General features: G+C 51.4%; 22 protein-coding genes. 11 read left to right on the top strand and 11 right to left on the bottom strand.

Features of this window, described 5'->3' with window-relative positions; all coding sequences use genetic code 11:
* Window positions 1-10: 10 nt before the first annotated feature.
* The gene (gntU, locus tag JK216_RS04215) at window positions 11-1,351 is read left to right on the top strand and encodes a gluconate transporter (protein ID WP_212707430.1); all 1,341 of its coding nucleotides are present in this window, start codon (window positions 11-13) and stop codon (window positions 1,349-1,351) included.
* A 51-nt stretch (window positions 1,352-1,402) separates the two neighbouring features.
* Here gntU and JK216_RS04210 read toward each other — a convergent pair whose 3' ends face one another.
* The gene (locus tag JK216_RS04210; RefSeq protein WP_212707368.1) at window positions 1,403-1,996 is read right to left on the bottom strand and encodes a YhgN family NAAT transporter; all 594 of its coding nucleotides are present in this window, start codon (window positions 1,994-1,996) and stop codon (window positions 1,403-1,405) included.
* A 301-nt stretch (window positions 1,997-2,297) separates the two neighbouring features.
* Between JK216_RS04210 and asd the strand changes: the two genes are divergently transcribed.
* Window positions 2,298-3,407, top strand: a complete 1,110-nt coding sequence (asd, locus tag JK216_RS04205; RefSeq protein ID WP_212707369.1) for an aspartate-semialdehyde dehydrogenase — start codon at window positions 2,298-2,300, stop codon at window positions 3,405-3,407.
* A gap of 58 nt (window positions 3,408-3,465) precedes the next feature.
* Here asd and glpD read toward each other — a convergent pair whose 3' ends face one another.
* Window positions 3,466-4,992 (bottom strand): glycerol-3-phosphate dehydrogenase, encoded by a 1,527-nt coding sequence (gene glpD / locus JK216_RS04200; RefSeq protein WP_212707370.1) that lies wholly within the window; start codon window positions 4,990-4,992, stop codon window positions 3,466-3,468.
* A 217-nt stretch (window positions 4,993-5,209) separates the two neighbouring features.
* Here glpD and glpE point away from each other — a divergent pair, with 217 nt between their 5' ends.
* The 3 genes from glpE to JK216_RS04185 are packed head-to-tail and all read left to right on the top strand — an operon-like array spanning window position 5,210 to window position 7,216.
* On the top strand, window positions 5,210-5,554 hold the full coding sequence (gene glpE, locus JK216_RS04195; protein ID WP_212707371.1) for a thiosulfate sulfurtransferase GlpE: 345 nt from the start codon (window positions 5,210-5,212) through the stop codon (window positions 5,552-5,554).
* A gap of 24 nt (window positions 5,555-5,578) precedes the next feature.
* Window positions 5,579-6,418: a rhomboid family intramembrane serine protease GlpG gene (gene glpG, locus JK216_RS04190; protein WP_212710315.1), complete on the top strand. Its 840-nt coding sequence runs from the start codon at window positions 5,579-5,581 to the stop codon at window positions 6,416-6,418.
* 39 nt (window positions 6,419-6,457) lie between these two features.
* A complete protein-coding gene (locus JK216_RS04185; protein ID WP_212707373.1) occupies window positions 6,458-7,216 on the top strand; it encodes a DeoR/GlpR family transcriptional regulator in 759 nt (252 codons plus the stop codon).
* Window positions 7,217-7,262: 46 nt separating this feature from the next.
* On the opposite strand, the gene nfuA is transcribed toward JK216_RS04185, so the two are convergent.
* A complete protein-coding gene (nfuA, locus tag JK216_RS04180) occupies window positions 7,263-7,838 on the bottom strand; it encodes a Fe-S biogenesis protein NfuA (protein WP_212707374.1) in 576 nt (191 codons plus the stop codon).
* Between the two features lie 57 nt (window positions 7,839-7,895).
* The gene (gene gntX / locus JK216_RS04175; RefSeq protein WP_212711375.1) at window positions 7,896-8,579 is read right to left on the bottom strand and encodes a DNA utilization protein GntX; all 684 of its coding nucleotides are present in this window, start codon (window positions 8,577-8,579) and stop codon (window positions 7,896-7,898) included.
* Window positions 8,580-8,609: 30 nt separating this feature from the next.
* Here gntX and bioH point away from each other — a divergent pair, with 30 nt between their 5' ends.
* The 3 genes from bioH to JK216_RS04160 all read left to right on the top strand — a co-directional run bounded on the left by bioH (window position 8,610) and on the right by JK216_RS04160 (window position 10,281).
* Window positions 8,610-9,380 (top strand): pimeloyl-ACP methyl ester esterase BioH, encoded by a 771-nt coding sequence (gene bioH / locus JK216_RS04170; RefSeq protein WP_212711409.1) that lies wholly within the window; start codon window positions 8,610-8,612, stop codon window positions 9,378-9,380.
* Between the two features lie 154 nt (window positions 9,381-9,534).
* Complete coding sequence (locus JK216_RS04165) at window positions 9,535-9,804, top strand: DUF1471 domain-containing protein (protein WP_212707376.1); 270 nt, start codon at window positions 9,535-9,537, stop codon at window positions 9,802-9,804.
* Between the two features lie 171 nt (window positions 9,805-9,975).
* Window positions 9,976-10,281, top strand: coding sequence for an antibiotic biosynthesis monooxygenase family protein (locus tag JK216_RS04160; RefSeq protein WP_212707377.1), 306 nt, complete (start codon window positions 9,976-9,978; stop codon window positions 10,279-10,281).
* 52 nt (window positions 10,282-10,333) lie between these two features.
* Here JK216_RS04160 and JK216_RS04155 read toward each other — a convergent pair whose 3' ends face one another.
* The gene (locus JK216_RS04155; protein WP_212711374.1) at window positions 10,334-12,655 is read right to left on the bottom strand and encodes a Tex family protein; all 2,322 of its coding nucleotides are present in this window, start codon (window positions 12,653-12,655) and stop codon (window positions 10,334-10,336) included.
* 98 nt (window positions 12,656-12,753) lie between these two features.
* Complete coding sequence (greB, locus tag JK216_RS04150; protein WP_212707379.1) at window positions 12,754-13,233, bottom strand: transcription elongation factor GreB; 480 nt, start codon at window positions 13,231-13,233, stop codon at window positions 12,754-12,756.
* A gap of 330 nt (window positions 13,234-13,563) precedes the next feature.
* Between greB and ompR the strand changes: the two genes are divergently transcribed.
* Window positions 13,564-14,283: a two-component system response regulator OmpR gene (gene ompR / locus JK216_RS04145; RefSeq protein ID WP_025901501.1), complete on the top strand. Its 720-nt coding sequence runs from the start codon at window positions 13,564-13,566 to the stop codon at window positions 14,281-14,283.
* Window positions 14,280-15,635, top strand: coding sequence for a two-component system sensor histidine kinase EnvZ (gene envZ / locus JK216_RS04140; protein ID WP_212707380.1), 1,356 nt, complete (start codon window positions 14,280-14,282; stop codon window positions 15,633-15,635). Before ompR ends, envZ begins: the two co-directional genes overlap by 4 nt.
* 54 nt (window positions 15,636-15,689) lie before the next feature.
* On the opposite strand, the gene pckA is transcribed toward envZ, so the two are convergent.
* From pckA to JK216_RS04120, 4 genes are all read right to left on the bottom strand, one after another.
* Complete coding sequence (gene pckA / locus JK216_RS04135) at window positions 15,690-17,315, bottom strand: phosphoenolpyruvate carboxykinase (ATP) (protein WP_212707381.1); 1,626 nt, start codon at window positions 17,313-17,315, stop codon at window positions 15,690-15,692.
* Window positions 17,316-17,570: 255 nt separating this feature from the next.
* Window positions 17,571-18,446 carry an Hsp33 family molecular chaperone HslO gene (gene hslO, locus JK216_RS04130; RefSeq protein ID WP_212710318.1) on the bottom strand — a complete coding sequence of 292 codons (876 nt, stop codon included), beginning with the start codon at window positions 18,444-18,446 and terminating at the stop codon, window positions 17,571-17,573.
* A 25-nt stretch (window positions 18,447-18,471) separates the two neighbouring features.
* Window positions 18,472-18,876: a ribosome-associated heat shock protein Hsp15 gene (gene hslR / locus JK216_RS04125; protein WP_212707383.1), complete on the bottom strand. Its 405-nt coding sequence runs from the start codon at window positions 18,874-18,876 to the stop codon at window positions 18,472-18,474.
* 299 nt (window positions 18,877-19,175) lie between these two features.
* Entirely contained in the window at window positions 19,176-21,308 is a 2,133-nt protein-coding gene (locus JK216_RS04120) for an IgaA/UmoB family intracellular growth attenuator (protein WP_212707384.1), read from the bottom strand.
* 383 nt (window positions 21,309-21,691) lie between these two features.
* Between JK216_RS04120 and nudE the strand changes: the two genes are divergently transcribed.
* Window positions 21,692-22,255, top strand: a complete 564-nt coding sequence (nudE, locus tag JK216_RS04115) for an ADP compounds hydrolase NudE (RefSeq protein ID WP_212711373.1) — start codon at window positions 21,692-21,694, stop codon at window positions 22,253-22,255.
* 54 nt (window positions 22,256-22,309) lie between these two features.
* Here the strand turns inward: nudE and mrcA are convergent, their stop codons facing one another.
* Window positions 22,310-24,862 (bottom strand): peptidoglycan glycosyltransferase/peptidoglycan DD-transpeptidase MrcA, encoded by a 2,553-nt coding sequence (mrcA, locus tag JK216_RS04110; RefSeq protein WP_212711372.1) that lies wholly within the window; start codon window positions 24,860-24,862, stop codon window positions 22,310-22,312.
* Between the last annotated feature and the right edge of the window lie 59 nt (window positions 24,863-24,921).

Below are 24,921 nucleotides of genomic sequence, written 5' to 3'. Positions count from 1 at the left end.
GCAGATAATGATGAGTACCGCTACACTGGTATTAACGGCAGCGGGATCTGTGCTGCTGTTACTATTGTTAGTAATGAAAGCACGGATGCATGCTTTTGTGGCCCTGATGTTAGTGTCGGTCGGTGCTGGGATTATGTCCGGAATGCCGCTGGAAAAAATTACCGAAGCAATGCAGGCAGGCATGGGCGGAACCCTGGGTTTTCTGGCGATTGTCGTCGGACTGGGGGCCATGTTCGGGAAAATTTTACATGAAACAGGGGCGGTGGATCAGATAGCGATCCGTATGCTGAAAACTTTTGGTGAAAAGCGTGCCCATTATGCGATGGGGATCGCCGGATTTATCTGTGCGCTGCCACTGTTTTTCGAAGTGGCGATTGTATTACTGATCAGTATTGCCTTCGCCGTTGCCAGACGTACCGGCGGTAACCTGGTACGGCTGGTTATCCCGTTATTCGCCGGGGTAGCCGCTGCAGCGGCTTTCGTACTGCCGGGGCCTGCGCCGATGCTGGTGGCTGCCCAGATGCATGCTGATTTTGGCTGGATGATCCTGTTAGGACTGTGCGCCGCCATTCCCGGTATGCTGATTGCCGGGCCATTATTTGGCAGTTTTATTTCCCGGCATGTGCATTTTTCATTGCCGGAAGATGATGTGCCGCCGCCAGCCGGAACCCATCAGTTACCTTCCTTTGGTTTCAGTATCTCACTGATATTATTTCCGTTAGTGCTGGTCGGGTTAAAAACCATCGGGGCACATTTTGTAACTCAGGGCTCGTCGCTGGATCACCTGCTGGAGTTTATCGGCCATCCGTTTATTGCCATTTTACTGGCCTGCCTTATTACCATCTATGGCCTGGCTTACCGTCAGGGGATGGACAAAACCCGTATCATGCAGATCTGTGGTGAAGCATTACAGCCTGCGGGGATTATTCTGCTGGTGATAGGTGCCGGCGGGGTATTCAAACAGGTACTGGTGGACTCCGGTGTGGGGCCGGCACTGGGTGATGCTGTTGCCGGTGCCGGTATGCCGGTTGCGGTGGCGTGTTTTATTCTGGCCGGTGTTGTCAGGATTATCCAGGGCTCTGCGACTGTTGCCTGTCTGACGGCAGTCGGACTGATTATGCCGGTGATCACCCCGCTTCATTACAGTGGTGCTCAGCTGGCAGCCCTCTCTGTCTGTATCGGCGGCGGATCTATTATCTGTAGTCACGTGAATGATGCGGGGTTCTGGTTATTTGGCCGTTTTACCGGAGCATCTGAAGCGCAGACTTTGAAGACCTGGACTCTGATGGAAACTATTCTGGGGACGACCGGCGGGGTTATCGGCATGATCGCTTTCTGGTTACTTAGTTAAGGAGTTGTCCCGTGTAAAATGCCGCAGCAGGTCACCTGCTGCGGCATTTTTTTATAATTTCATATAGGCGCGGATACCGTCGAGAAACATTTGTGTTGCCAGCATAATCAAAATCAGCCCCATCAGCCGTTCCAGCGCATTGACCCCTTTATTCCCCAGCAACCGTAAAAAGACACCGGACAGTAACAGAATGGTCGAGGTAATCGCCCAGGCGAGCAGCAGTGCCACGACCAGCGTCCCCGGCTGACCAGGATACTGGTGAGACATCAGCATCAGGGTTGCCAGCAGCGACGGCCCTGCCACCAGCGGAATGGCGAGGGGAACCAGGAAAGGTTCTTCGCCTGCCGGCAGCCCGGAACTTTCATTGTCAGGTCCGGGGAAAATCATTTTTATCGCGATCAGAAATAAAATAATTCCGCCGGAAATAGACACGGTTTCTGCCCGCAAATTAAGGAACGACAGTATTTTTTCGCCGGTAAACAGAAACAGCAGCATAATAGCTAACGCAATTAACAGTTCACGAATAATGACGATACGCCGCCGCCGGGGTTCCAGATGTTTAAGCACTGACATAAAGATCGGCAGGTTACCCAGCGGATCCATGATCAGCAGAAGCAGTACAGTGGCAGAAATCATTTCGGTCATAAGAGCGTTAGTATCCTTTAGCTAAACGACAACTATTAGTGCAATTGTTGAAAATGCCCGGCGTATCGAATTAATTCACTTGCCAGACAGTGTGCATTTTGTAGAGTTGGGGGTTACAGGTAAATATGATTATGACACTGAGTACCCTGCAGGGGTATTTTAGTGAATTTTTTTTCATTAATAAGCACCGGACCGGAATCTGGTGACTCAGGGATCGTATAATCCTCTGGTCCGTTGTCAATGTTCCTGACGGTATGGCGTGGAAAAATCTGGCTCAGAATACAGGATAAGCAGGCATAACATGAAAAATGTAGGTTTTATTGGCTGGCGCGGTATGGTGGGTTCCGTACTGATGTCGAGAATGACAGAAGAACGTGATTTTGACAGTATCAATCCGATCTTTTTCTCCACTTCACAGCACGGACAACCGGCGCCTGCGTTTGGCGGCGGTCAGAATGGTGTGTTACAGGATGCGGGAGATATTGACGCATTACGGGCGCTGGATATTATCGTGACCTGCCAGGGGGGCGATTATACCAGCGAGATCTATCCCAGACTGCGGGCATCTGGCTGGCAGGGATACTGGATTGATGCAGCGTCAACCCTGCGGATGAACGATGATGCCATTATTATTCTTGATCCGGTAAACCAGCAGGTTATTCATCAGGGACTGGATAAAGGCATCAAAACCTTTGTCGGCGGTAACTGTACTGTCAGTCTGATGCTGATGTCACTCGGTGGCCTGTTTACACAGGATTTAGTGGAATGGGCCTCAGTCGCGACTTACCAGGCGGCTTCCGGGGGCGGTGCCCGGCATATGCGTGAATTATTAAGCCAGATGGGCATGCTGCATAATCATGTCGCGAAAGAGTTGCAGGATCCTGCGTCAGCGATTCTGGATATTGAGCGTAAGGTAACAGAGTTAACCCGTTCCGGTACCTTACCTGCGGATAACTTCGGTGTGCCGCTGGCAGGCAGTCTTATCCCGTGGATTGATAAACAGCTGGATAACGGGCAGAGCCGCGAAGAGTGGAAAGGCCAGGCGGAGACTAATAAGATCCTTGCGACCCGCCAGCCAGTACCGGTAGACGGCTTATGTGTGCGGGTTGGTGCTCTGCGTTGCCATAGTCAGGCGTTTACCCTGAAACTGAAAAAAGATATTCCGCTGGCTGAAATTGAACAGCTGCTGGCGGGACATAATGAATGGGCCAGAGTAATCCCTAATGATCGTGAACTGACTATGCGTGAACTGACACCTGCGGCGGTGACAGGTACGCTGAATACCCCGGTAGGCCGGTTGCGTAAACTGAATATGGGTCCTGAATACCTGTCGGCCTTTACGGTGGGTGATCAGCTGCTATGGGGGGCTGCTGAGCCTCTGAGAAGAATGCTGCGTCAGCTGGCAGGTTAAGCGGTCATAAAGGTGAAAAAGGCGACGGTTATGTCGCCTTTTTAGATTACGCAGCGAGTCAGAGGGTACGGGTTTCTGCGGCGGCCGGGCGGGGGATCGTCTGTGGATAACGGACCTGCAGCCATTCAGTAATACGGGCCTGCTGTGCTGGCGTCAGCCACATACCTTGTTTGGTTCTGCGCCAGATGGCATCATCAAGTTCGCGTACCCATTCGTTATCTGCCAGATAGCGCAGTTCGGCCTCATAAAATTCATGACCAAAATTTTCACCCAGCTCTGCCAGTTGCTGCGCATCTCCCAGTAATTTCTCCGTATTACTGCCGTAGGTCCGTGCGTAATGAGTCGCCATACTGGTCGTGATAAACGGATAACGTCTGCGCAGTCCGGCAGCCAGATCCTCTCTGCTGCCGGAGAAGTGACCGCCGGGCAGTACCGCATTTTTCGTCCAGGCCGGGCCGGCTTGCGGGTAGTATTTCGCCAGTTTTTCCAGCGCATGTTCTGCCAGTTTGCGGTAGGTGGTCAGCTTACCGCCAAAAACGGATAATAGCGGGGCTTTACCCTGCTCATCATGCACATCAAGGGTGTAGTCACGGGTCACGGCCTGGGGTGAATCAGACTCATCATCACATAATGGCCGGACGCCGGAGTATGTCCAGACAATGTCCTGACGTGACAGGTTGTGACGGAAATGCTGGTTAAATACTGTTAGCAGGTAGTCAATTTCGTTGTCGTCAATAGCAACCTGCGCCGGATCACCATGGTATTCAACATCGGTGGTGCCAATGATAGAAAATTCGTCCATCCACGGGATGACAAAAACTATCCGGTGATCTTCATTTTGCAGGATATAGGCTTGTTTATCGTTATGTACCCGCGGGACGACAATATGGCTGCCTTTGATTAAACGGATACCGTACGGCGATTTAAGCTGCAGGCCGTGATCAAAAAATTCTTTAACCCAGGGGCCGGCAGCATTTACCAGCCCTCTCGCCTGCCAGCGAAATATTTCTCCCTTGTCCGTATCTTCGGCTTCGACCATCCACAGACCGTTTTCGCGCCAGGCGCGGGTGACCCGGGTACGGGTTCTGACTTCCCCGCCACGTTCCGTGACTGCCTGAGCATTGAGCACAACCATCCGCGCATCATCGACCCAGCAGTCCGAATACTCAAAGCCACGGGTGATTTCGGGTTTCAGTACCGAGTCCTGACCAAAGCTGATCCCCCGGCTGGCGGGCAGACTGGTACGTTTGCCTAAATGATCATACAGGAACAATCCGGCGCGGATCATCCACGCGGGGCGCAGATGCGGGCGATGCGGCAGACGAAATCGCATCGGAAACGCCAGATGCGGTGCCATTCTGAGCAGAACTTCACGTTCGGCAAGGGCTTCACTGACCAGACGGAATTCATAATGTTCCAGATAGCGTAAGCCACCGTGGATCAGTTTCGAACTGGCAGAAGAAGTCGCAGAGGCAAAATCCCTGGCTTCCAGCATCAATACGGACAGGCCGCGTCCGGCGGCATCTGCCGCAATACCGGCACCGTTGATACCGCCACCGATGACGATCAGATCTTTGGTTTCCACGTAGTATCCCCCGGGGTTCGGAAAATCATGTTATGTTCGTTTTCGAGCTTTATGGTAGTCGAAAACAAACATTGACGCCAATGGTTAACCAGAAGAAAACAATTTTGCGTGATACAGGTAACATAAACACACAACAAAAAAACTGACGATTATTTTTTAACGGATTATTGAGCGCCGGGATCAGGTTACAATGTGCGGCAGTGAACTGATGAGATGAATGAGAGAGATTATGGAAACCTATGAGTGTATCAGTGTGCAGCAGGCCGATGAAAAGTTACAGCAGGGGGCATTGCTGGTGGATATTCGTGACCCGCAAAGTTTTGACGCCGCCCATGTGGCAGAAGCTTTTCACCTTACCCAGGGCACTCTTAACACTTTTATGGAAAAAGCTGATCCGGATCAGCCGGTGATGGTGCTTTGTTATCACGGTAACAGCAGCAAAGGGGCTGCCCAGTACCTGATCAATCAGGGCTTTGACCAGGTCTACAGTGTGGATGGTGGTTTCGATGCCTGGCGGACAGCTTTTCCGGCTCAGATTTGTACTGATGCCCGTCAGAGCTGACAGACGATCACAGAGGGGAACTCCATGAAACGTATCTCTCAGCTTGCGAATCCACGCATGGCTCAGGCGTTTATCGACTATATGGCCACCCGCGGTATCAGGCTGCACCTTGAACAGCAGCAGCAATATTATCTGTTATGGCTGGACGATGATGAGCAACTGGCACTGGTCGAAAGCGAATACGCGCTCTTTATCCGGGATCCTGATCATCCGCGTTACCAGGATGCCAGCTGGAAAAGTGGCGATACCCGGTTTCAGATAAATTACCCGCGTGGGCATCTGTGGCGTACCGTTCGTGAGCGCGGTGGTCCGATAACGATGACGGTGTCAGCCCTCTGTATTCTGGTATTTATTCTGATGCAGTTGCTGGGGGAGGATAGGGTACTGAGCTGGCTGGCATGGCCGCAGGGGCCGGACCAGTATTTTCAGGTCTGGCGCTGGGTCAGCCCCGCATTTTTGCATTTTTCTTTTTTACATATCCTGTTCAACTTACTGTGGTGGTGGTATCTCGGCGGGGCGGTTGAAAAAAGACTGGGCAGCGGAAAACTGTTTGTGATTACACTGATTTCCGCCTTACTGAGTGGCTGGATGCAGGCTAAATTCAGCGGTGTCTGGTTTGGCGGCCTCTCCGGGGTAGTGTATGCCCTGATGGGATATTGCTGGCTACGCGGTGAACTGGATCCTGACAGCGGGGTGTATCTGGAGCGCGGCCTGATCGTGTTTTCCATTCTCTGGCTGGTGGTGGGATATTACGGTTTATTCGGGATGTCGATCGCCAATATGGCGCATTTCACCGGGTTACTGACCGGCCTGGCAATGGCTTTTGTCGACAGCCGTGCTGCCGGTAAAGCAGGCAGAAAGTAATCTGAACAGCCCGGCAATCTGCCGGCAAAGGAGAGTTATGTGAAGCAGACCCAGCGGCATGACGTAATTATTGAGCTGGTCAAACGTCAGGGATATGTGAGTACCGAAGAACTGGTCGAATATTTCGCGGTAAGCCCGCAGACGATCCGTCGTGATTTAAATGAGCTTGCTGAACAAAACCGTATTCAACGGCATCATGGCGGTGCGGCATTACCTTCCAGTGCAGAAAATACCGCCTGGCATGACCGTAAAATGATGTATTCCGAAGAAAAAGCCCGGATTGCACAGAAGGTAGCAGCGCAAATCCCTGACGGGTCAACCCTGTTTATTGATATCGGGACAACGCCTGAAGCGGTTGCCCATGCTCTGCTTAATCATAACCAATTACAGGTCGTGACCAATAATCTGAATGTGGCGATATTACTGATGGCAAAGCCTGATTTCAGGGTGATTATTGCCGGAGGTGATGTCCGTTCAAGGGACGGCGGAATTATCGGTGAAGCCACCATGGACTTTATCTCTCAGTTCCGTCTGGACTACGGAATACTCGGGATTAGCGGTATTGATATGGATGGTGCCTTGCTGGAGTTTGATTATCATGAAGTTCGCACCAAGCGGGCGATCATCGAAAGTTCACGTAACGTTATACTGGTCACTGATCATTCAAAATTTGGCCGCAGTGCGATGGTGAATCTTGGCAGTATCGATATGCTCGACAGCTTATATACAGATAAGAAACCGCCGGAAGCGGTGCTGAAAGCGATTACACAGGGAGATGTGCAGCTGGTGCTGTGCTGAAACCCGTAAACACCACAGGTCCGTAGCGGGACCTGTGGCATCACTCTTAATAGTAAGAGTGTTCACCTGGCTGATGTTCTGTTAAATCACGTACACCCTTCAGTTCAGGGAATGCGGCCAGCAGCTCTTTTTCGATGCCTTCTTTTAATGTTACATCGACCATAGAACAGCCATTACAACCGCCGCCAAATTGCAAAATGGCGTAACCATCCTCAGTAATTTCCATCAGGGACACTTTTCCGCCATGGCTGGCAAGCTGCGGGTTAATCTGTGCCTGTAACTGATATTCGACCCGCTCAAGTAATGGCGCATCGTCAGCCACCTTACGCATTTTTGCGTTAGGTGCCTTAAGGGTCAGTTGTGAGCCCAGATTGTCGGTTACAAAATCAATTTCTGCCTCTTCAAGGTAAGGGGCACTCAGCTCATCAACATAAGCGATCAGATTATCGAACCTGAGTTCGGTATCTGTACTTTCTACCGCATCAGGCGGGCAATAGGACACACCACATTCTGCACCTGGCGTCCCCGGATTGATCACAAAGACACGGATTTGTGTGCCTTCTTCTTGTTTAGCGAGAAGCTTAGCGAAATGCTCCTGGGCAGTGTCAGTAATACGGATCATAGCATTGCTCAATAGTTGACTGAAACAGTGGGTTATAATACGCCCATCACTGTGACTCTACAAGGTTCGGCACAGGCACCAAACCTGGATGCTGGCCACAGCATGCAGGGACAGTAAGCGTGATATTTCACCGGCGGTACTGCCGCTGGTGACGACATCATCGACCAGGGCAACATGGCGGCCAGTGAGGTCTTTTTCGACGCAAAAGGCATTGCGTAAATTACGTTTTCTCTGACGTATATTCAGCAGGTGCTGCACGGCCGTTTTGCGATGACGGCGTAAGGCAAAGGGTGCAAACTCGCAGGATAACCAATGTGCCAGTGGCTGTGCCAGTAAAGCCGATTGATTAAATCCCCGTTGCCAGAGTCGCTGTCTGTGCAGGGGGGAGCATAGCAGGATATCCGGCTTTCGCAGACCATAGTCTCTGTGCTGCTGCAGAAAGCTTAGCAAAATAAGTCTGGCGAGCATCACCGAGAGTGCGGTGTTGCCGGAAAATTTGAATTTATGCAGTAAACGACTGAGTGGCGGGAGATAGTCTCCGGCACACACCAGATGCTGCCACGGGGGCGGGTCTGTCAGACAACGGCCACATTCAGCGGTGTCCGGGGCGGCAGGTAACCCACAACGGCGGCATAAAAAGGGCAGCGGCGGCAGCCGGCGCTGACAGCCGGTACAGATACCGGTGGTCTTTAACATCAGCGGCAGATGGCATAACCAGCAATAACTCTTCAGTATCAGCATGGTATCCTGTGATTTTTGACGGGGGAATTCATTATGTCGCTTTTCTGGCATACCTGTGGCGCGGGAGACAGGGATCTTGTGTTGTTGCACGGATGGGGGCTTAACGCCGAAGTCTGGAATTGTGTCACCGCACGGCTTAGCCCGCATTTTCGTTTGCATCTGGTCGATTTGCCGGGGTACGGCCGCAGTCAGGGCGTAACGGCGCTGACGCTGGATCACATGGTCACCCTGCTGGAACCCCGGTTACCGGAAAATGCCATTATTGTCGGCTGGTCTCTTGGCGGGCTGGTGGCTACCAGACTGGCCCGGAGTGCTTCGGTTACGGTACGGGGGTTAATTACGGTTGCCTCTTCCCCTTGCTTTTCAGCACAACAGGGCTGGCCGGGCATTAAGCCTTCGGTATTGCAGGGGTTTCAGCAGCAACTGAGCAGCCACTTTGAAAAGACTATTGATCGCTTTATGGCGCTGCAAACTCTCGGAACCGACACTGCCCGCCATGATGCACGATTACTGCGACAGGCTGTTTTGTCTCAGCCATTACCGGAAGTGACAGTATTAAACGCCGGGCTGGGTATCCTGCAGTCTGCGGATCTCCGTCGCGAACTGTCGTCGGTTAATCTGCCATTCCTGCGTATTTACGGAGCGCTTGATGGGCTGGTACCCCGTGATATTGCCGGGCAAGTCGATACACTGGCGGGCGGTGGCCTCTCCGTCGTGATGCCGAAAGCCGGCCATGCGCCGTTTATTTCCCATCCCGCAGAATTTTGCGAGCAGGTTCTCGCTTTTTCGTCTGAATTATAGAAACAGCGGCGGTTTTATTGCTGTTTCCCCTAACCGGAACTAATAATTCAGAGGTGCCTGACACTCCCGGCAAACGGCCTGTGCTGATCTCCGGTGACTGTCAGTAGCACAGGCAGTGAATTTTGTTACGGCAATACCATAAGGGGCTTATGCTATGAAAATGACGAAATATACGGTGAGTGTGCTGATGGCAGGCATCCTGTCTTTTTCTGCTGTTGCTGCGGAAGAAGTGACTCAGGCACAGGCAGACAGTCAGCAGCTGGTCTCTCTGGGGACCGTATCTACCACGGCTGAAACGACATCGCCGATGGATGCTAAAAAAGAACTCTCCAGACTGGCGGATGAAAAAGGCGGTAAGTATTTTAAAGTGATTGCCGGGCGTGAGCATGGCCGCATCAGCGCGGTTGCCGAAGTGTATAAATAATCCACCCCCGGCGCCGGTAACTGTGGCGGGGGAGTGTTTTATCCCCTGATGCGACAGGGTCCGGTGCCGGTTGCCATCTTCCCCGTGAGCATTGCATACTTAATCACGCTGGAAACTATACCGGTTGTGTTCCGGTATGCCGTGTTAATCACTTCTGCAAGAAGGTCAGATATGAGCCAGGTTATTACTGTTACTGCATTGATTACAGCGAAAGCAGGGGAAGAACAGATCGTTGCTGACGCATTGAAAACAGCCGAAAAAGAGGTTCAGGGAGAACCGGGTTGCGAGTCCTATGTATTACATCAGAATACGCAAAATACCGCCCAGTATCTTATGCTGGAACGCTGGAGCTCCGGACAGCACCTGGCGGATCACGAACAGGCACCTGCATTTCAAAAACTGGCTGCAGCACTGGCTGGCCGTGCTGAATTACAGGTTATTACCTCAACGGCAGTCACTGGTGGTGTGAATAAATAAAATACTGAAACGCCCCGTGAGGGGCATTTCAGTATGCAGGCCGGAGTCAGGATCAGCGCTTCTTACCGAAGGCCGCGGCCAGAGCATCTTCCATTGCACTGTTGGTGACAGGTTTCTGCCGTGGCTTCGCTGAAGGCTGTCGTGTCTGCGGGCGTGGCTGACCGGCAGAAGCGGCAGGCGATCCGGATTTACGGCCTTCCTGAGGCTGTTCATCAAGACGCATCGTCAGAGCAATCCGCTTACGCTGCAGGTCGACTTCCATGACTTTGACTTTCACAATATCACCCGCTTTCACCACCTGATGCGGGTCTTCGACAAATTTGTCGGACAGTGACGAAATATGCACCAGTCCGTCCTGGTGAACACCGATATCCACAAAGGCACCAAAATTGGTGACATTAGTGACAGACCCTTCTAATACCATGCCCGGCAGCAGGTCAGACAGGGTATCCACACCGTCAGCAAAGGTTGCTGTTTTGAATTCAGGCCGTGGGTCGCGGCCGGGTTTTTCCAGTTCTTTTAAAATATCGTTAACCGTCGGCAAGCCAAAACGTTCATCGGTAAACTGTGATGCGGCCAGGGCACGTACTGCTGAACTGTTTCCCATTAATTCATTTAATGCCTGACGGGTCGCGGTAAGAATGCGCTCCACCACCGGATACGCTTCCGGATGGACTGTCGATGCATCCAGCGGGTTATCGCCCTGGTTAATACGCAGGAAGCCGGCACATTGTTCAAAGGCTTTTGGCCCCAGCCTGCTGACTTTCAGCAACTGCTGGCGGTTATGAAAACGACCATTTTCATCACGCCAGTTAACGACATTTTGCGCCATAGTACGGGTCAGACCTGCCACCCGGGTCAGCAGGGCAACCGAGGCGGTATTCAGATCCACACCGACGGCGTTAACACAGTCTTCCACCACGGCATCCAGTTTTTTGGCCAGCAGGCTCTGACTGACATCATGCTGGTACTGGCCGACACCAATCGATTTAGGATCGATTTTTACCAGCTCTGCGAGAGGATCCTGCAGACGGCGGGCAATAGAAACCGCGCCACGCAGTGAAACATCCAGCTCAGGGAATTCCAGAGCAGCCAGTTCTGATGCCGAATAAACCGAGGCTCCGGCTTCACTGACGATCACTTTCTGGGCGGTTACCTGCGGGAACTGCTGCTGAAGATCGAGGAAAAAACGTTCTGTTTCACGTGATGCCGTACCGTTACCGATGGCCACCAGTTCTACCTGATGACGTGAACAAAGTGCCGCAACGGCCGCCGCCGCTTTTGCCGCCTGGCCGGTGTGGGGATAAACCGTATCGGTCGCGACCAGTTTACCGGTGGCATCGACAACCGCGACTTTGACGCCGGTACGTAAGCCCGGATCGAGACCCATCGTCGCGCGCATACCGGCCGGGGCTGCCATCAACAGATCATGCATATTACGGGCAAACACGTTGATTGCTTCGTCTTCTGCACGTTCACGAAGCGTCCCCATCAGCTCGGTTTCCATATGCAGTAAGACTTTAATACGCCATGTCCAGCTGATAACCGCTTTGCGCCAGTTATCGGCGGGGGCATTATTAAAGATTACCTGCAGATGGCTGGCGATCAGTGTTTCACCATAGCTTTCGCGGGGAGGTTCGTCTGACTGCGGGTCCGGATTGACTGACAGCTGAAGGATGCCTTCATTACGACCACGGAACATCGCCAGGGCACGGTGTGACGGTACCGCAGACAGTGGCTCATGATGGTCGAAATAATCCCGGAACTTTGCACCTTCTGCTTCTTTCCCTTCCACGACCCGTGACACAAGGTGTGCATTGCGGGACAGATAATCACGGACTTTGGCCAGTAATACGGCATCTTCGGCGAACCGCTCCATCAGGATGTAACGTGCACCATCGAGGGCGGCTTTACTGTCAGCAATGCCGTTATCCGCATTGATATAAGCCTGCGCGCTGGCTTCAGGGTCCTGCTGAGGATCCTGCCACAGGCTGGTGGCCAGAGGTTCCAGCCCTGCTTCGATGGCAATCTGACCACGGGTACGGCGTTTGGGTTTAAACGGCAGGTAAAGGTCTTCCAGTTCCGTTTTACTCAGGGTGGCGGTCAGGGCGCTGGCAAGTGCGGGGGTCATTTTCCCCTGTTCTTCAATCGAACGGAGAATTGTCTGGCGGCGGTCTTCGAGTTCACGCAGGTAACTCAGACGGGACTCCAGCTGGCGTAACTGTGTGTCATCCAGCCCGCCGGTGACTTCTTTACGATAACGTGCAATAAATGGCACGGTATTCCCTTCGTCCAACAGATGTACGGCAGAATCAACCTGCTCTGTCCGTACCTGAAGTTCACTGGCAATAATCTGATTTGGTGAATTTTTCATCTTTAGCATCAGGTTTGTACGGGGTAAGTTTATAGGGGACAGTTATACGGATTGAGCGAGTAAAATGCCAGCCGCTGTGGTCGCTTTGCAGGATATTCCTATCCGGCGTCGGGGTAGGTTATCTCATTGATGTACCAGACTGCACTGCCCGCGGGTGTGTCGACCCGTGCCGCATCACCGGTTTCTTTTTTTAACAGGGCGCGTGCCATTGGTGAGTCTATGGAGATGTAATCTTTACGCCCGAAAATTTCGTCGTAACCGACAATACGAAACTGCTTAGTTTCACCTTCATCATTTTCGATTTCCACCCGCGCACCGAAAAAGACTTTCCCCTGTTGTTGTGGCGAATAATCGACGATACGCAGTATCCCGAGGCTTTTTGTCAGGTAGCGGACCCTGCGGTCAATTTCCCGTAGCCGCTTTTTGTTATACTGGTAATCAGCATTCTCGCTGCGATCACCCAGACTGGCAGCCCAGGTGACTTTTTTTGTCACTTCAGGACGTTCTTCACGCCACAGATAATCAAGTTCCTGCTTTAATTGATTGTAGCCTTCGCGTGTAATCAGTGGCGTTCTCATTTGGGACCCCTGCAGCTGTCATGGTAGTTGTCAGTTAATTGTCCGTTTTGTTGTTATATGCGTTCGTCAGCGCCTTATCAGCGCGCTATTCGTCCGGTGTAACCGCGGGGGTTAATTTTTATGAATTGACGAACGCCCGGCGAGCCGGCAGAAAAGGCTGAGCGAATTCAGGGCATTTTTTCTGCAATGCCAGACAAAAGCAGACATAACTTGCTGTTTAATATGCTTTGTAACAATTTTGGCCAGAATATAAACCATTATAAACTGTCACTGTAATATATCTTTTTTAACAATACAGCATCAGGCAATTGTGCCTTTGGGAGTGAAGAAATGCAGGAAAATTACAAAGTTTTAGTCGTTGATGATGATATGCGACTGCGTGCACTGCTGGAAAGATATCTGACGGAACAAGGTTTTCAGGTCCGTAGCGTTGCGAATGCTGAACAAATGGATCGTCTGCTGACCCGCGAGTCCTTTCACCTGATGGTGCTGGACCTGATGTTACCGGGGGAAGACGGGTTGTCGATTTGCCGCCGTTTGCGCAGCCAGAGTAACCCGATGCCGATTATTATGGTGACTGCCAAGGGTGAAGAAGTGGACCGGATTGTCGGGCTGGAAATCGGTGCTGACGACTATATTCCTAAACCGTTTAACCCGCGAGAACTACTGGCGCGTATTCGCGCAGTATTGCGTCGTCAGGCGAACGAATTACCGGGAGCTCCTTCACAGGAAGAAGCAGTTATTGCCTTTGGTAAGTTCAAACTGAACCTCGGAACCCGTGAAATGTTCCGCGAAGATGAACCTATGCCGTTAACCAGTGGCGAATTCGCGGTACTGAAAGCGCTGGTCAGCCACCCGCGTGAGCCTTTGTCACGGGATAAGCTAATGAACCTGGCGCGCGGACGTGAATATAGTGCGATGGAACGTTCCATCGATGTACAGATCTCCCGGTTACGTCGTATGGTCGAAGAAGATCCTGCCCATCCGCGTTATATCCAGACGGTCTGGGGCCTGGGCTATGTGTTTGTGCCGGATGGCAGTAAAGCATGAAGCGATTCCGCTTCTCGCCTCGCAGTTCCTTTGCCCGTACCTTGCTATTGATCGTTACCTTGCTGTTTGTCAGTCTGGTAACGACCTATCTGGTGGTACTTAACTTCGCGATTTTGCCGAGTCTGCAGCAATTTAATAAAGTTCTGGCGTATGAAGTCAGGATGCTGATGACGGATAAACTGCAACTGGAAGATGGCACGCAGCTGGAAGTTCCGCCGGCCTTCCGCCGGGAGATCTACCGTGAGTTAGGTATTTCACTGTATACCAATGCGGCAGCAGAGGAAGGAGGATTGCGCTGGGCGCAGCATTATGAATTTCTGAGTGATCAGATGGCACAACAACTGGGAGGCCCTACCGATGTTCGTGTCGAGGTCAATAAAAACTCTCCGGTTGTCTGGCTGAAAACCTGGTTGTCGCCTGATATCTGGGTACGGGTACCGCTGACAGAAATTCATCAGGGTGATTTTTCCCCGCTGTTCCGTTATACCCTGGCGATAATGCTGCTGGCGATTTGCGGTGCCTGGTTATTTATACGAATGCAGAATCGTCCATTGGTCGAACTTGAAAATGCGGCTCTGCAGGTCGGACAAGGGATTATTCCTCCACCGTTACGGGAATACGGTGCTTCTGAAGTCCGTTCGGTAACCCGTGCTTTTAACCAGATGGCGGCAGGGATCAAACAGCTCGCAGAAGACCGTACATTATTAATGGCCGGTGTCAGTCATGACTTACGTACACCCCTGACACGTATCCGTCTGGCAACGGAAATGATGGGCGAGGAAGAGAAATATCTTTCTGAGTCTATCAACAAAGACATTGAAGAATGTAATGCGATAATCGAACAGTTTATCGATTATCTGCGTACCGGTCAGGAAATGCAGACCGAACGTGTCGATCTCAATACCGTACTGGGTGAAGTTGTTGCTGCCGAAAGTGGTTATGAACGGGAAATTGATAATGCCGTCATGGACAGTGAGCTGTTGCTTGATATTAATCCGTTATCGATTAAGCGAGCAGTCGCCAATATGGTGGTAAATGCTGCCAGGTATGGTAATGGCTGGATCCGTGTAAGCAGCGGCCGTGAGCTAAACCGTGGCTGGTTCCAGGTTGAAGATAATGGTCCCGGCATTGAGCCCGGACAGATTGAACATTTGTTGCAGCCCTTTGTGCGTGGTGATAGTGCACGCAGTACCAGTGGTACAGGTTTAGGACTGGCGATTGTACAGCGTATTATTGATGCTCACCGGGGAGAACTGGAGATCGGAAAAAGTGAACGGGGAGGGTTACGTATTCGTGCCTGGTTGCCCGTCCCGGCCACTGAGCCGCCTCTGCCTGCCGCCTCCGCTCACTGACCATCCGTTGAACTGACGGGTATTATACTTAAGCATAATCCCGTCAGTTCTCTGTCAGCTATGCAGTGCCGGGCCTGCTTCCGCCAGTGCTTTACCGGCAGGGGTATCCGTATACTGTTCAAAGTTATCGACAAACTTGCGGGCAAGGGTAATGGCATTCTCCTGCCATTGTTCTGCGGTTTCCCAGCTGTTTCTCGGATCCAGTATCTGTTTGTCGACCTGTTTCAGTGCCACCGGCACCTGCAGGTTAAATACCGGCAGTGTCTGGAACGTCGCCTGCTGTAATTCATCATTAAGAATCGCGTTAATGATGGCGCGGGTATCTTTCAGCGAAATCCTTTGGCCTTTGCCATTCCAGCCCGTATTCACCAGATACGCTTCGGCCCCTGCTGTCTGCATCCGTTTCAACAGGACTTCTGCATAGCGGGTCGGGTGCAGGGTTAAAAAAGCCGCACCAAAGCAGGCAGAGAAGGTCGGTGACGGCGTGATTATGCCCCGTTCAGTCCCTGCCAGTTTAGCCGTGAACCCGGACAGAAAATGGTACTGTGTCTGCTCCGGCGTCAGTCTGGCAACCGGCGGTAAAATACCGAAAGCATCAGCGGTCAGAAAAATGACTTTCCGTGCATGACCGGCTTTTGATACGGGGCTGACAATATTATCAATATGACTGATAGGGTAAGATACCCGTGTATTTTCGGTCTTACTGTTGTCATTGAAGTCAATACTGCCATCTGCCCGTACGACCACGTTTTCCAGTAACGCATCACGGCGTATTGCCTGATAGATTTCCGGCTCAGCCTGCTCTGACAGATGGATAGTTTTGGCATAGCAGCCGCCTTCAAAATTAAAGACGCCGTCGTTATCCCAGCCGTGTTCATCGTCACCGATTAACTGACGGGCCGGATCTGTGGATAAGGTGGTTTTACCGGTACCGGATAAGCCAAAGAACACGGCAACATCACCCTGCTTACCGACATTGGCAGAACAGTGCATGGACGCGATATCCTGCAGTGGCAGCAGATAATTCATTACTGAAAATAACCCTTTTTTCATCTCGCCGCCGTACCAGGTGCCGCCGATTAACTGAATACGCTCTGTCAGGTTAAATGCCACGAAATTCTCAGAATGCAGTCCGCGGGCCTGCCAGTCAGGACAGGTACATTTCGCCCCATTGAGTACCACAAAGTCAGGTTCGAACTGCTCCAGCTCTGTTTCCGATGGCCGGATAAACATGTTTTTGACAAAATGGGCCTGCCATGCAACTTCGGTGATAAATCTGACGCTCAGACGGCTGTCAGCATTCGCCCCGCAGAATGCATCCACGACAAATAGCCGTTTCCCGGACAACTGTTCGCTAACCAGATTTTTCAGCACCTGCCAGGTTTCCTGTGACAGTGGCTGGTTGTCATTTTTTCCTTTACTGCTGTCACTCCACCAGACGTTGTGGCGGGTGGTTTCATCCCGGACAATATATTTATCTTTGGGCGAACGGCCGGTAAAAATACCGGTATCGACCGAAACAGCACCGCTTTGGGTGAGAGTCGCGCGCTCACAGCCCCGGAGCTCAGGACGGGTTTCCTCATTGAACAACACTTCATAGTCAGGGTTATAAATAACCTCGACAGGGTCGCTGATACCTAGCGATGAGAGGTCGGGTAATTTCCTGCGTCTGGAAGACATGCTGCTGCTCCTTCAATCCTGTATTTGCAAGTGAATATGCCCGCGTCAGTTCTGGCAGATTTATCACACATGGGGACGCTCTGTCTGATAAGCGGAGGCAGTTTACACCGGATAGATAATGCAGAAAGTGGACGCAGGAAAAACTGTGAGGAGAGTTGTACTTCACCGACACAGTTGCCAGAAAACTGACTAATTTATGCCAACTGTGCCGGTTTTTGGGAAGGCCCTGATGCGGGCAGGCCTTCCCCGAAGTGATTAGTGAATGGCGTCGTGAGTGTCGCTGCCGGTCACGGTATTATTACGGATATTTGCCACATCAACAGCATCATATAAGTAATGTGCACCACAGTAATCGCAGTGCATATCAATCTTGCCGTCTTCGGCCAGTATCTGATCAATCTCTTCGCTGGCGACAGTTTTCAGTACATCGCCGCAGCGCTGACGGGAACAGGTACATTTGAATTCAATATCTGCCGGATCAAATACGGTCACGTCTTCCTGATGATAGAGACGCCACAACACATCATTTGCCGGCAGAGACACCAGTTCTTCGGCTTTAATGGTGTCAGATAACGTCGCTAAGTGCTCGAAGTCGTCGGTACTGGTATCCTGTGCCGGGAGGACTTGCAGCAATATGCCGCCCGCGCCCTGCGGGTTCTGACGAATAATCATCCGGGTCGGTAACTGCTCTGAGCGCATAAAATAGTCTTCCAGACAGGCCGCAACGGTATCCCCTTCCAGTCCGACAACACCCTGATAGCGCTCTCCTTTTTCCGGAGTAATGGTAATAATCAGGTAACCGTTGCCAGCCATCTGTTTCAGAGTACTGCCTGCGTCGATATCACCGCGGGTGCGGGCAACGCCGCGAAATTGCTGATGATTATTACCATTAATCACCGCCATGGACAACGGACCATCACCCTGTAGCTGTACCGTGATATTCCCTTCAAACTTGAGTGTCGCTGTCATCAGGCTGGTAGCAACCAGCAGTTCCGCCAGCAGTTCCTGTACCGGTTGTGGGTAGTCGTGATCCTTAACAATATCTTTAAGGGTATGTGAAACATTGACGAGTTCACCACGAACCGCGACATTATTAAATAAATAGCGATGGAGCTGGTCTTTTACTGGCATAAGTGTCTCTCTTTGGGTGTGTGATTTACTCATCACCCGTTAATTTAAATTTAATCAAATGACGGCGCTCTTTTTTATCCGGACGTCTGTCAGGATGCGGCATCGTCAGTGCAAACTGTTTGCGGGCGATGGCCTGTGCTTCGCGTTTCCCGATACTTTCCGGAGTTTCCCGGTACAGTAACTGAGCATCGGTTGCACTGCCTCGCCGGCCTGTTATTCCGGTAATAATCACCGTCCGTTGCTCATTGCCCTGACGGAGGCTCAGCTGTGCACTGGCTTCAACCTGTTTACCGGGTTTAGCCCGCTGGCCGTTGTAATGGACTTTACCGCCTTCGATCATCTCTCTGGCGATAGCCCGGGTCTTATAAAAACGGGCTGCCCATAGCCATTTGTCCAGCCGGACACCCTGTTCCTGATTCTGTGATTTCATGCTGACTCCCGCAACATAAGCATGTTTTTGTGAGTTATCTTGTCAGAAACCGGCCAGCCGTGGTTATTATTCCTGTTGACGGAGCGTGCCGGTAAGCGGCTGCACCGGGAATAGCAGCACGCCTGACACACAGGAATCATCGGGTCAGAACCCTGTTGATATTATCCTGTGCCGGATGATCCATAGATATGGGTGGATATAAATAAATCAAGGCAGTGAGCACATCCTGTTCATGGCACTGTCTGTTTAACATCCGGGCTGCGGCCGGGGGCGGCAGGTTACCATAAACAATGACAATGTCAGAACAGTGAACGTGTATCCGCGGGGTGACTCAGGGTCGGGTTAAAGCACTTATCGTAGTATCGCTGAATTGCCAGGCTGCGCTGACGGTCTTTATGGATCCCGCGCAGCAGGAATATAACATTGACCAGCAGGCATGCGATAAGGGCAATCAGAAACAGAGATGTCCCCAGATAACGCCATAGCAGGAATTTACCCGGGACCTCATGTAATGAGACATGAGTTGTACCGTTAGCATCGACAGCAAGAGCAGTAATGATACCTGACGCACTGAATGGCGTATGGAGCAGCATTGCTGAAATACGTTGTAGTTCATCCCACTGTTGCGGGGCATCCAGGTTAAATAACGGCACATCCGGCTGAGGTTGTCTGACAAACTGCCGTCCCTGATCACTGATCAGCAGATACCCCCCCGGCGGCGGACTGTTCAGTGTCTCTATCGCTTTACGTGTTTCGCTGGTAAAAAAGGTTGCAGCAGCATTGTTTACCAGGCTTTCCAGCGTATCCGCACTCACCGGACGCAGTAATACATTAATACCGTTTAGCTGACCAGACTTAGCCTTATCCACCAGAGATGGCCAGTCTTTGGCATTTTCCAGATTAACCAGTGCATTTTTCAGGCGTGTGCAGTCCATCGGTTGTCCGCACAACTGATTGGCGCGGATGACGATATCCGAAAAGTCATCCAGCAGGATCATGCCGGATTTTTCGATAGCCAGGGCCAGTTGCGGATTAATCTTCATATTTTCTGCTGATCCCGGATGTAGCTGTCGACGGATAGTCTCCAGTAAGGCCATGGTTTCATCGACGGTTTCTGACTGGGGTAATGGCAGCGGAGTGGCGTTATTCCAGTAAATTGCAGAGCAGTCAAAGGGCATATATCCGTACATTCTGTTTCCCTGATAACTGCCGGGAACGGAGCACATTCCCTGGCCTTTCACATCCAGTAAATCCCCGACCCGGAGTTTCATGGCTGAAAGCTGGCTGAGAGATGTCACCTCAATACGCTGTGTTCCCTGTAACCAGGCAAGACTCAGTTTAAACGGCATGCCCAGCGGTACCCAGCTGGCCATCATTATCAGTACCAATAAAGCACCGCTGGCCAGAACGGCATTTCTGCGCCAGTGACGGAGAGGGTATTCACGAATCTCATCATGCAGAGAAAGGAAGCGGCCCTGACGCACCACCAGCTTCTCTGCATTAATATCAATATCTGTCACTTTCCCCAGGTCGTGGTGAATATAGGGTTTCCAGTAATCCGGATATTGCAGGTCGATAACTCCCAGAGAAATGTTGCTCTGCTCCTGATTAGACTCACCAAATAGTCCCCAGCGTTTAGGAATACCCCGCATACAGTGAATATCCTGGTAGTCGCTCAGTTTTACGGGACGATACATCAGCCACAGACATCCGGCGATAATAAGTAAGGCCGGAATAACCAGCCACAACATAACGACGGTGGGGACCAGCTGGCTGAGGAACAGGATCAGCAGTGCCAGACAGATAATCACCGCTTCGGTTGTGCCGTCTGGTCGTGAAAGCTGATGTTCCTCCGGTGTCTCTTTGCGAATCTGCAGCAGTTCTACATTACTGCTTTTCTCTTTACGGATAGAGGCGGGGGAGTTGACTTGTTCCGGGGGAGGCAGAGGACGCTCAGTGACCTCTTTATCATAATCAATCAGCTGGTGACCATTCAGCGAAGTCACCAGCAGGGTATTACCGGCAGGGATTAATTCAATGGTGTTTTCTGCGGTAATAAATTGTTCCCAGAGGGGCGGCAGATGAATTTCCAGCGTGTCCAGATAGTAACGCCATTGCCGGGGTGACTCTGTTGATAATCCGTAACGGGTTATCGGGTGAGTTACCGAATAAACTTTGTGGCTCTGTAAGGTAAATACCGGGTCTTTACTGGTCTTCTGGCGAGTCAGACGCGAGAAAAATGATGGTTCAGCAGTCCTGAGTGTTGACAGGTACTTAATTACAGCCTGTTTCTCATCAGGATAAATCTTCCGGCAGGAGGCGGGTATCCGTAAGAGTAATTTCTCCGGAAATGAGCGATATCTTGTGAAGTACACTATTGCGGCGACTGCCAGTATAATTGCCAATGCCAATATAGTAATCATCATACTCATGCAATGTTCAACCTGGCCCTGAAAAATCCACGAAGGTGAGTTGCCCTGGAAAAAAACGCTATTGTCATTTTTACCGAAAAGATAGCGGCTGACCGCCAGCGATGCAATGGAAGTACTCCCATTATCAGCGGGGCGTAAACTCCGGGATGATTGATAAATACGCTATGCCGGACATATTTTACGGCACAAAGTGCTCTCAGTGTATCGGTTAATTCTGATTGTGTTGTGCGCTTTTTCAGGGATGGTGTTGGCGAAAATAATGCCTTAGCCAGTGCCTGTTGTGAAGAGTTAACACCGGGATATTTGAGCTTAACAGGGCAGCTGTGGTTCAATAGCAGCTAATAATATACGCGTTCATTACGACGCTCTTTTCGAGGTTATCAATGGGTTCCCTGAAAAAACCGGAAATTTTAAATGTCAGTGAGGTTGCCCGTTCCCGGCTGTTTACGATTCAGGAAGTCAGTCTGGAATTCAGTAACGGAGAGCGACGGGTCTATGAACGGATGAAGCCGAACGGCAGAGAAGCAGTCATGATCCTTGCTCTCGACGGGGATTCGGTTCTGCTGATTGAAGAGTATGCAGTCGGACTTGAAAGTTATGAACTGGGCTTCCCTAAAGGATTAATTGATCCCGGGGAAACACCGTTGCAGGCGGCACAGCGCGAGCTTAAGGAAGAGGTGGGTTTTGGTGCCGGAAAGACAGAGCTGCTGGCGAGCCTGACGATGGCCCCTTCCTACTTTTCCAGCCGTATGAATATTATTGTTGCACAGGACCTCTACCCTGAAAAGCTGGCAGGGGATGAACCTGAGCCACTTGTTGTCCATCGCTGGCCGGTGGATGATTTGCTTTCCTTGCTGGATAAAGAACAGTTTAGTGAGGCCCGTAATATCAGCGCACTGTTTTTATTACGTGAATGGCTGCTGAAACAGAGCACTGGCGCGGAATAACCCTCAAATCTGACAAAAAGCCGGCAGTGCCGGCTTTTTGTTGCTCAGTGAACCTCAGAATAGGTCATGGCTCTGGCCATTATCCATAATAGTCGGGCTGCTATCGCTGACTGAATATTCCGTCGGCTCGGTACCGGTAATAAAATATTCCTGGCGACTGTTACTTCCGCCTTTAGATAACTTACCGGTACTGCGATCGATAGTGACTGTCGTAATTCCCTCCGGCGGTATCAGTGGTTGCAGGGCAACACCGTCCAGAGCGACTTTCATATAATCATCCCACGCCGGCTGGGCTGTTTTGGCTCCACCCTCATAGCCGGAAGCCTGATCTTTTATCACGCCGGACAAGGTACTGCGGCCCAGGTCTCTGCGGGCATCATCGAAACCGATCCAGACGGATGTCGCAATGTCCGGACCATAACCGGAAAACCATGCATCTTTAGAACTATTGGTGGTTCCGGTTTTGCCGCCGATATCATTACGTTTCAGGTCTCTCCCTGCACGCCAGCCAGTTCCTTGCCAGCCCGGTTCGCCGAAAATATTTGAGTTCATTGCACTTTTAATCAGGAAAGATAGCTGAGTACTGATGACATGGGGTGCGTATTGTTGATCGGTAGCCGGCTGACCGGGAGCCTGCTCAAGATCGGTCTGCGGCGGTGCCGGTTCCGTGACCGGAGTTTCATCCGGCCGGGCCACGTTCTCGATACTGTCTTCATTCAGTGCCGCAGATTTCGGTGTATCACCATAAATCACCGGGATATTACACTGCGGGCAGGCAATTTTGGGTTTTTCCTCAAATACGGTATCCCCCGATGGATCTTCGATTCGCTGGATAAACCAGGGATCAATCAGGAAGCCGCCATTGGTTAAGGTTGCATACCCACGGACGACCTGCATCGGGGTGAAAGATGCCGCACCTAACGCCAGTGATTCGGTGCGCACAATATTCTGTGCCGGGAATCCGAGACGTTGCAGATACTGCACTGCATAGTCTACGCCCATCGCCCGCATTGCTCTGACCATCACCACGTTTTTCGACAGACCCAGGCCTTCACGTAAGCGGATAGGCCCGTCATAGGTATTTGGCGAATTATGGGGGCGCCAGTCAGTGCCGGCACCGGCATCCCAGCGGGAAATCGGTACATCGTTTAACATGGTTGCCAGTGTCAGCCCTTTATCCAGAGCAGCGGTATAAAGGAGAGGTTTAATATTAGAACCTACCTGGCGTAATGCCTGAGTGGCCCGGTTAAACATACTCTGGCTGAAGTCAAAACCACCGACCAGTGCTATGACAGCCCCGGTTTTAGAGTTCAGAGAAACTAACGCCGAGTTAACTTCCGGAACCTGTGCCAGTAACCACTGGCTGTTATCCTGACGTACCCAAATCTGTTGTCCGGCCTGGAGAACCTGGCTGACCGAACGTGGTACCGGGCCCTGCACAGTGTCTGACCGAAAAGGTCTCGCCCAGCGTACTGCAGCAAGGTCGAGGGATAGCCTGTTACCGCCTTTTATCACCACGCTGGCAGCAGTGCTGTCAGCAGAGGTGACTACCGCAGGGATCAGGGGACCGTAAACCGGCAGGCTGTTCAGCTCGTCATTGATCTTTGAAGGTGCCCAGGCCTGCTCCTGAGGTTTCCACAATACTTTTTGTGGTCCGCGATAGCCGTGGCGCATATCATAATCAATCACATTCTTCCGGACGGCATCCTGGGCCGCGGTCTGTAACCGGCGGGTGATAGTGGTGTATACCTTGAAGCCATCAGTATACGCATTATCCCCGTAGCGTTTAATCATCTCCTGACGCACCATTTCGGTAATATACGGTGCGGTAAAAACCACTTCCGGACCATGATAGCTGGCATCAATTTTCTGCTGACGGGCGTCATCATATTGCTGGCGGGTAATATAGTTCTGGTCCAGCATACGGGACAGAACAACGTTACGGCGTGCCAGAGCTCGCTCAGGGGAATAGAGCGGGTTAAACGTGGAAGGGGCTTTCGGCAATCCGGCAATCATTGCCATCTCACTCAATGTCAGCTGGTCAACATTTTTGCCGAAGTACACCTGCGCTGCCGCACCCACACCATAAGCCCTGTAGCCGAGATAAATTTTATTCAGATACAACTCAAGAATTTCATCTTTACTGAGCAGCTGTTCGATACGGATAGCGAGGAACGCTTCTTTGATTTTCCTCATCAGCGTTTTTTCCGGGGTGAGGAAAAAGTTCCGTGCTAATTGCTGGGTAATAGTACTGGCACCCTGGCTGGCATGGCCGGAGACCAGCGCAATACTCGCGGCGCGGAAAACGCCGACAGGATCAACCCCGTGGTGCTCATAAAAACGACTGTCTTCGGTCGCGATGAACGCTTTTACCATCTCCGGCGGGATCTGATTAAGTTTTAACGGCACACGGCGTTTTTCGCCAAATTGTGCGATGAGGTCGCCGTCAGCACTGTACACCTGCATGGGTGTCTGCAGGCGAACGTCTTTCAGCGTGTTAACGTCGGGTAACTGAGGCTCTATATATTTATATAAGCCATAAACCGAGCCCACGCCCAGTAGCACGCAACACACTGCCAAAATGAATAAATACTTTAAGAACTTCACCTGAAATTTCCCGCTATAGGTCAACCGGACAGTTTATAAACAATCGGCGCGTAGTATAA

Source organism: Tatumella sp. JGM94 (assembly GCF_018257595.1).
Classification (GTDB): Bacteria; Pseudomonadota; Gammaproteobacteria; order Enterobacterales; family Enterobacteriaceae; genus Tatumella; species Tatumella punctata.
This window is presented reverse-complemented; position numbering and strand designations above follow the sequence as displayed.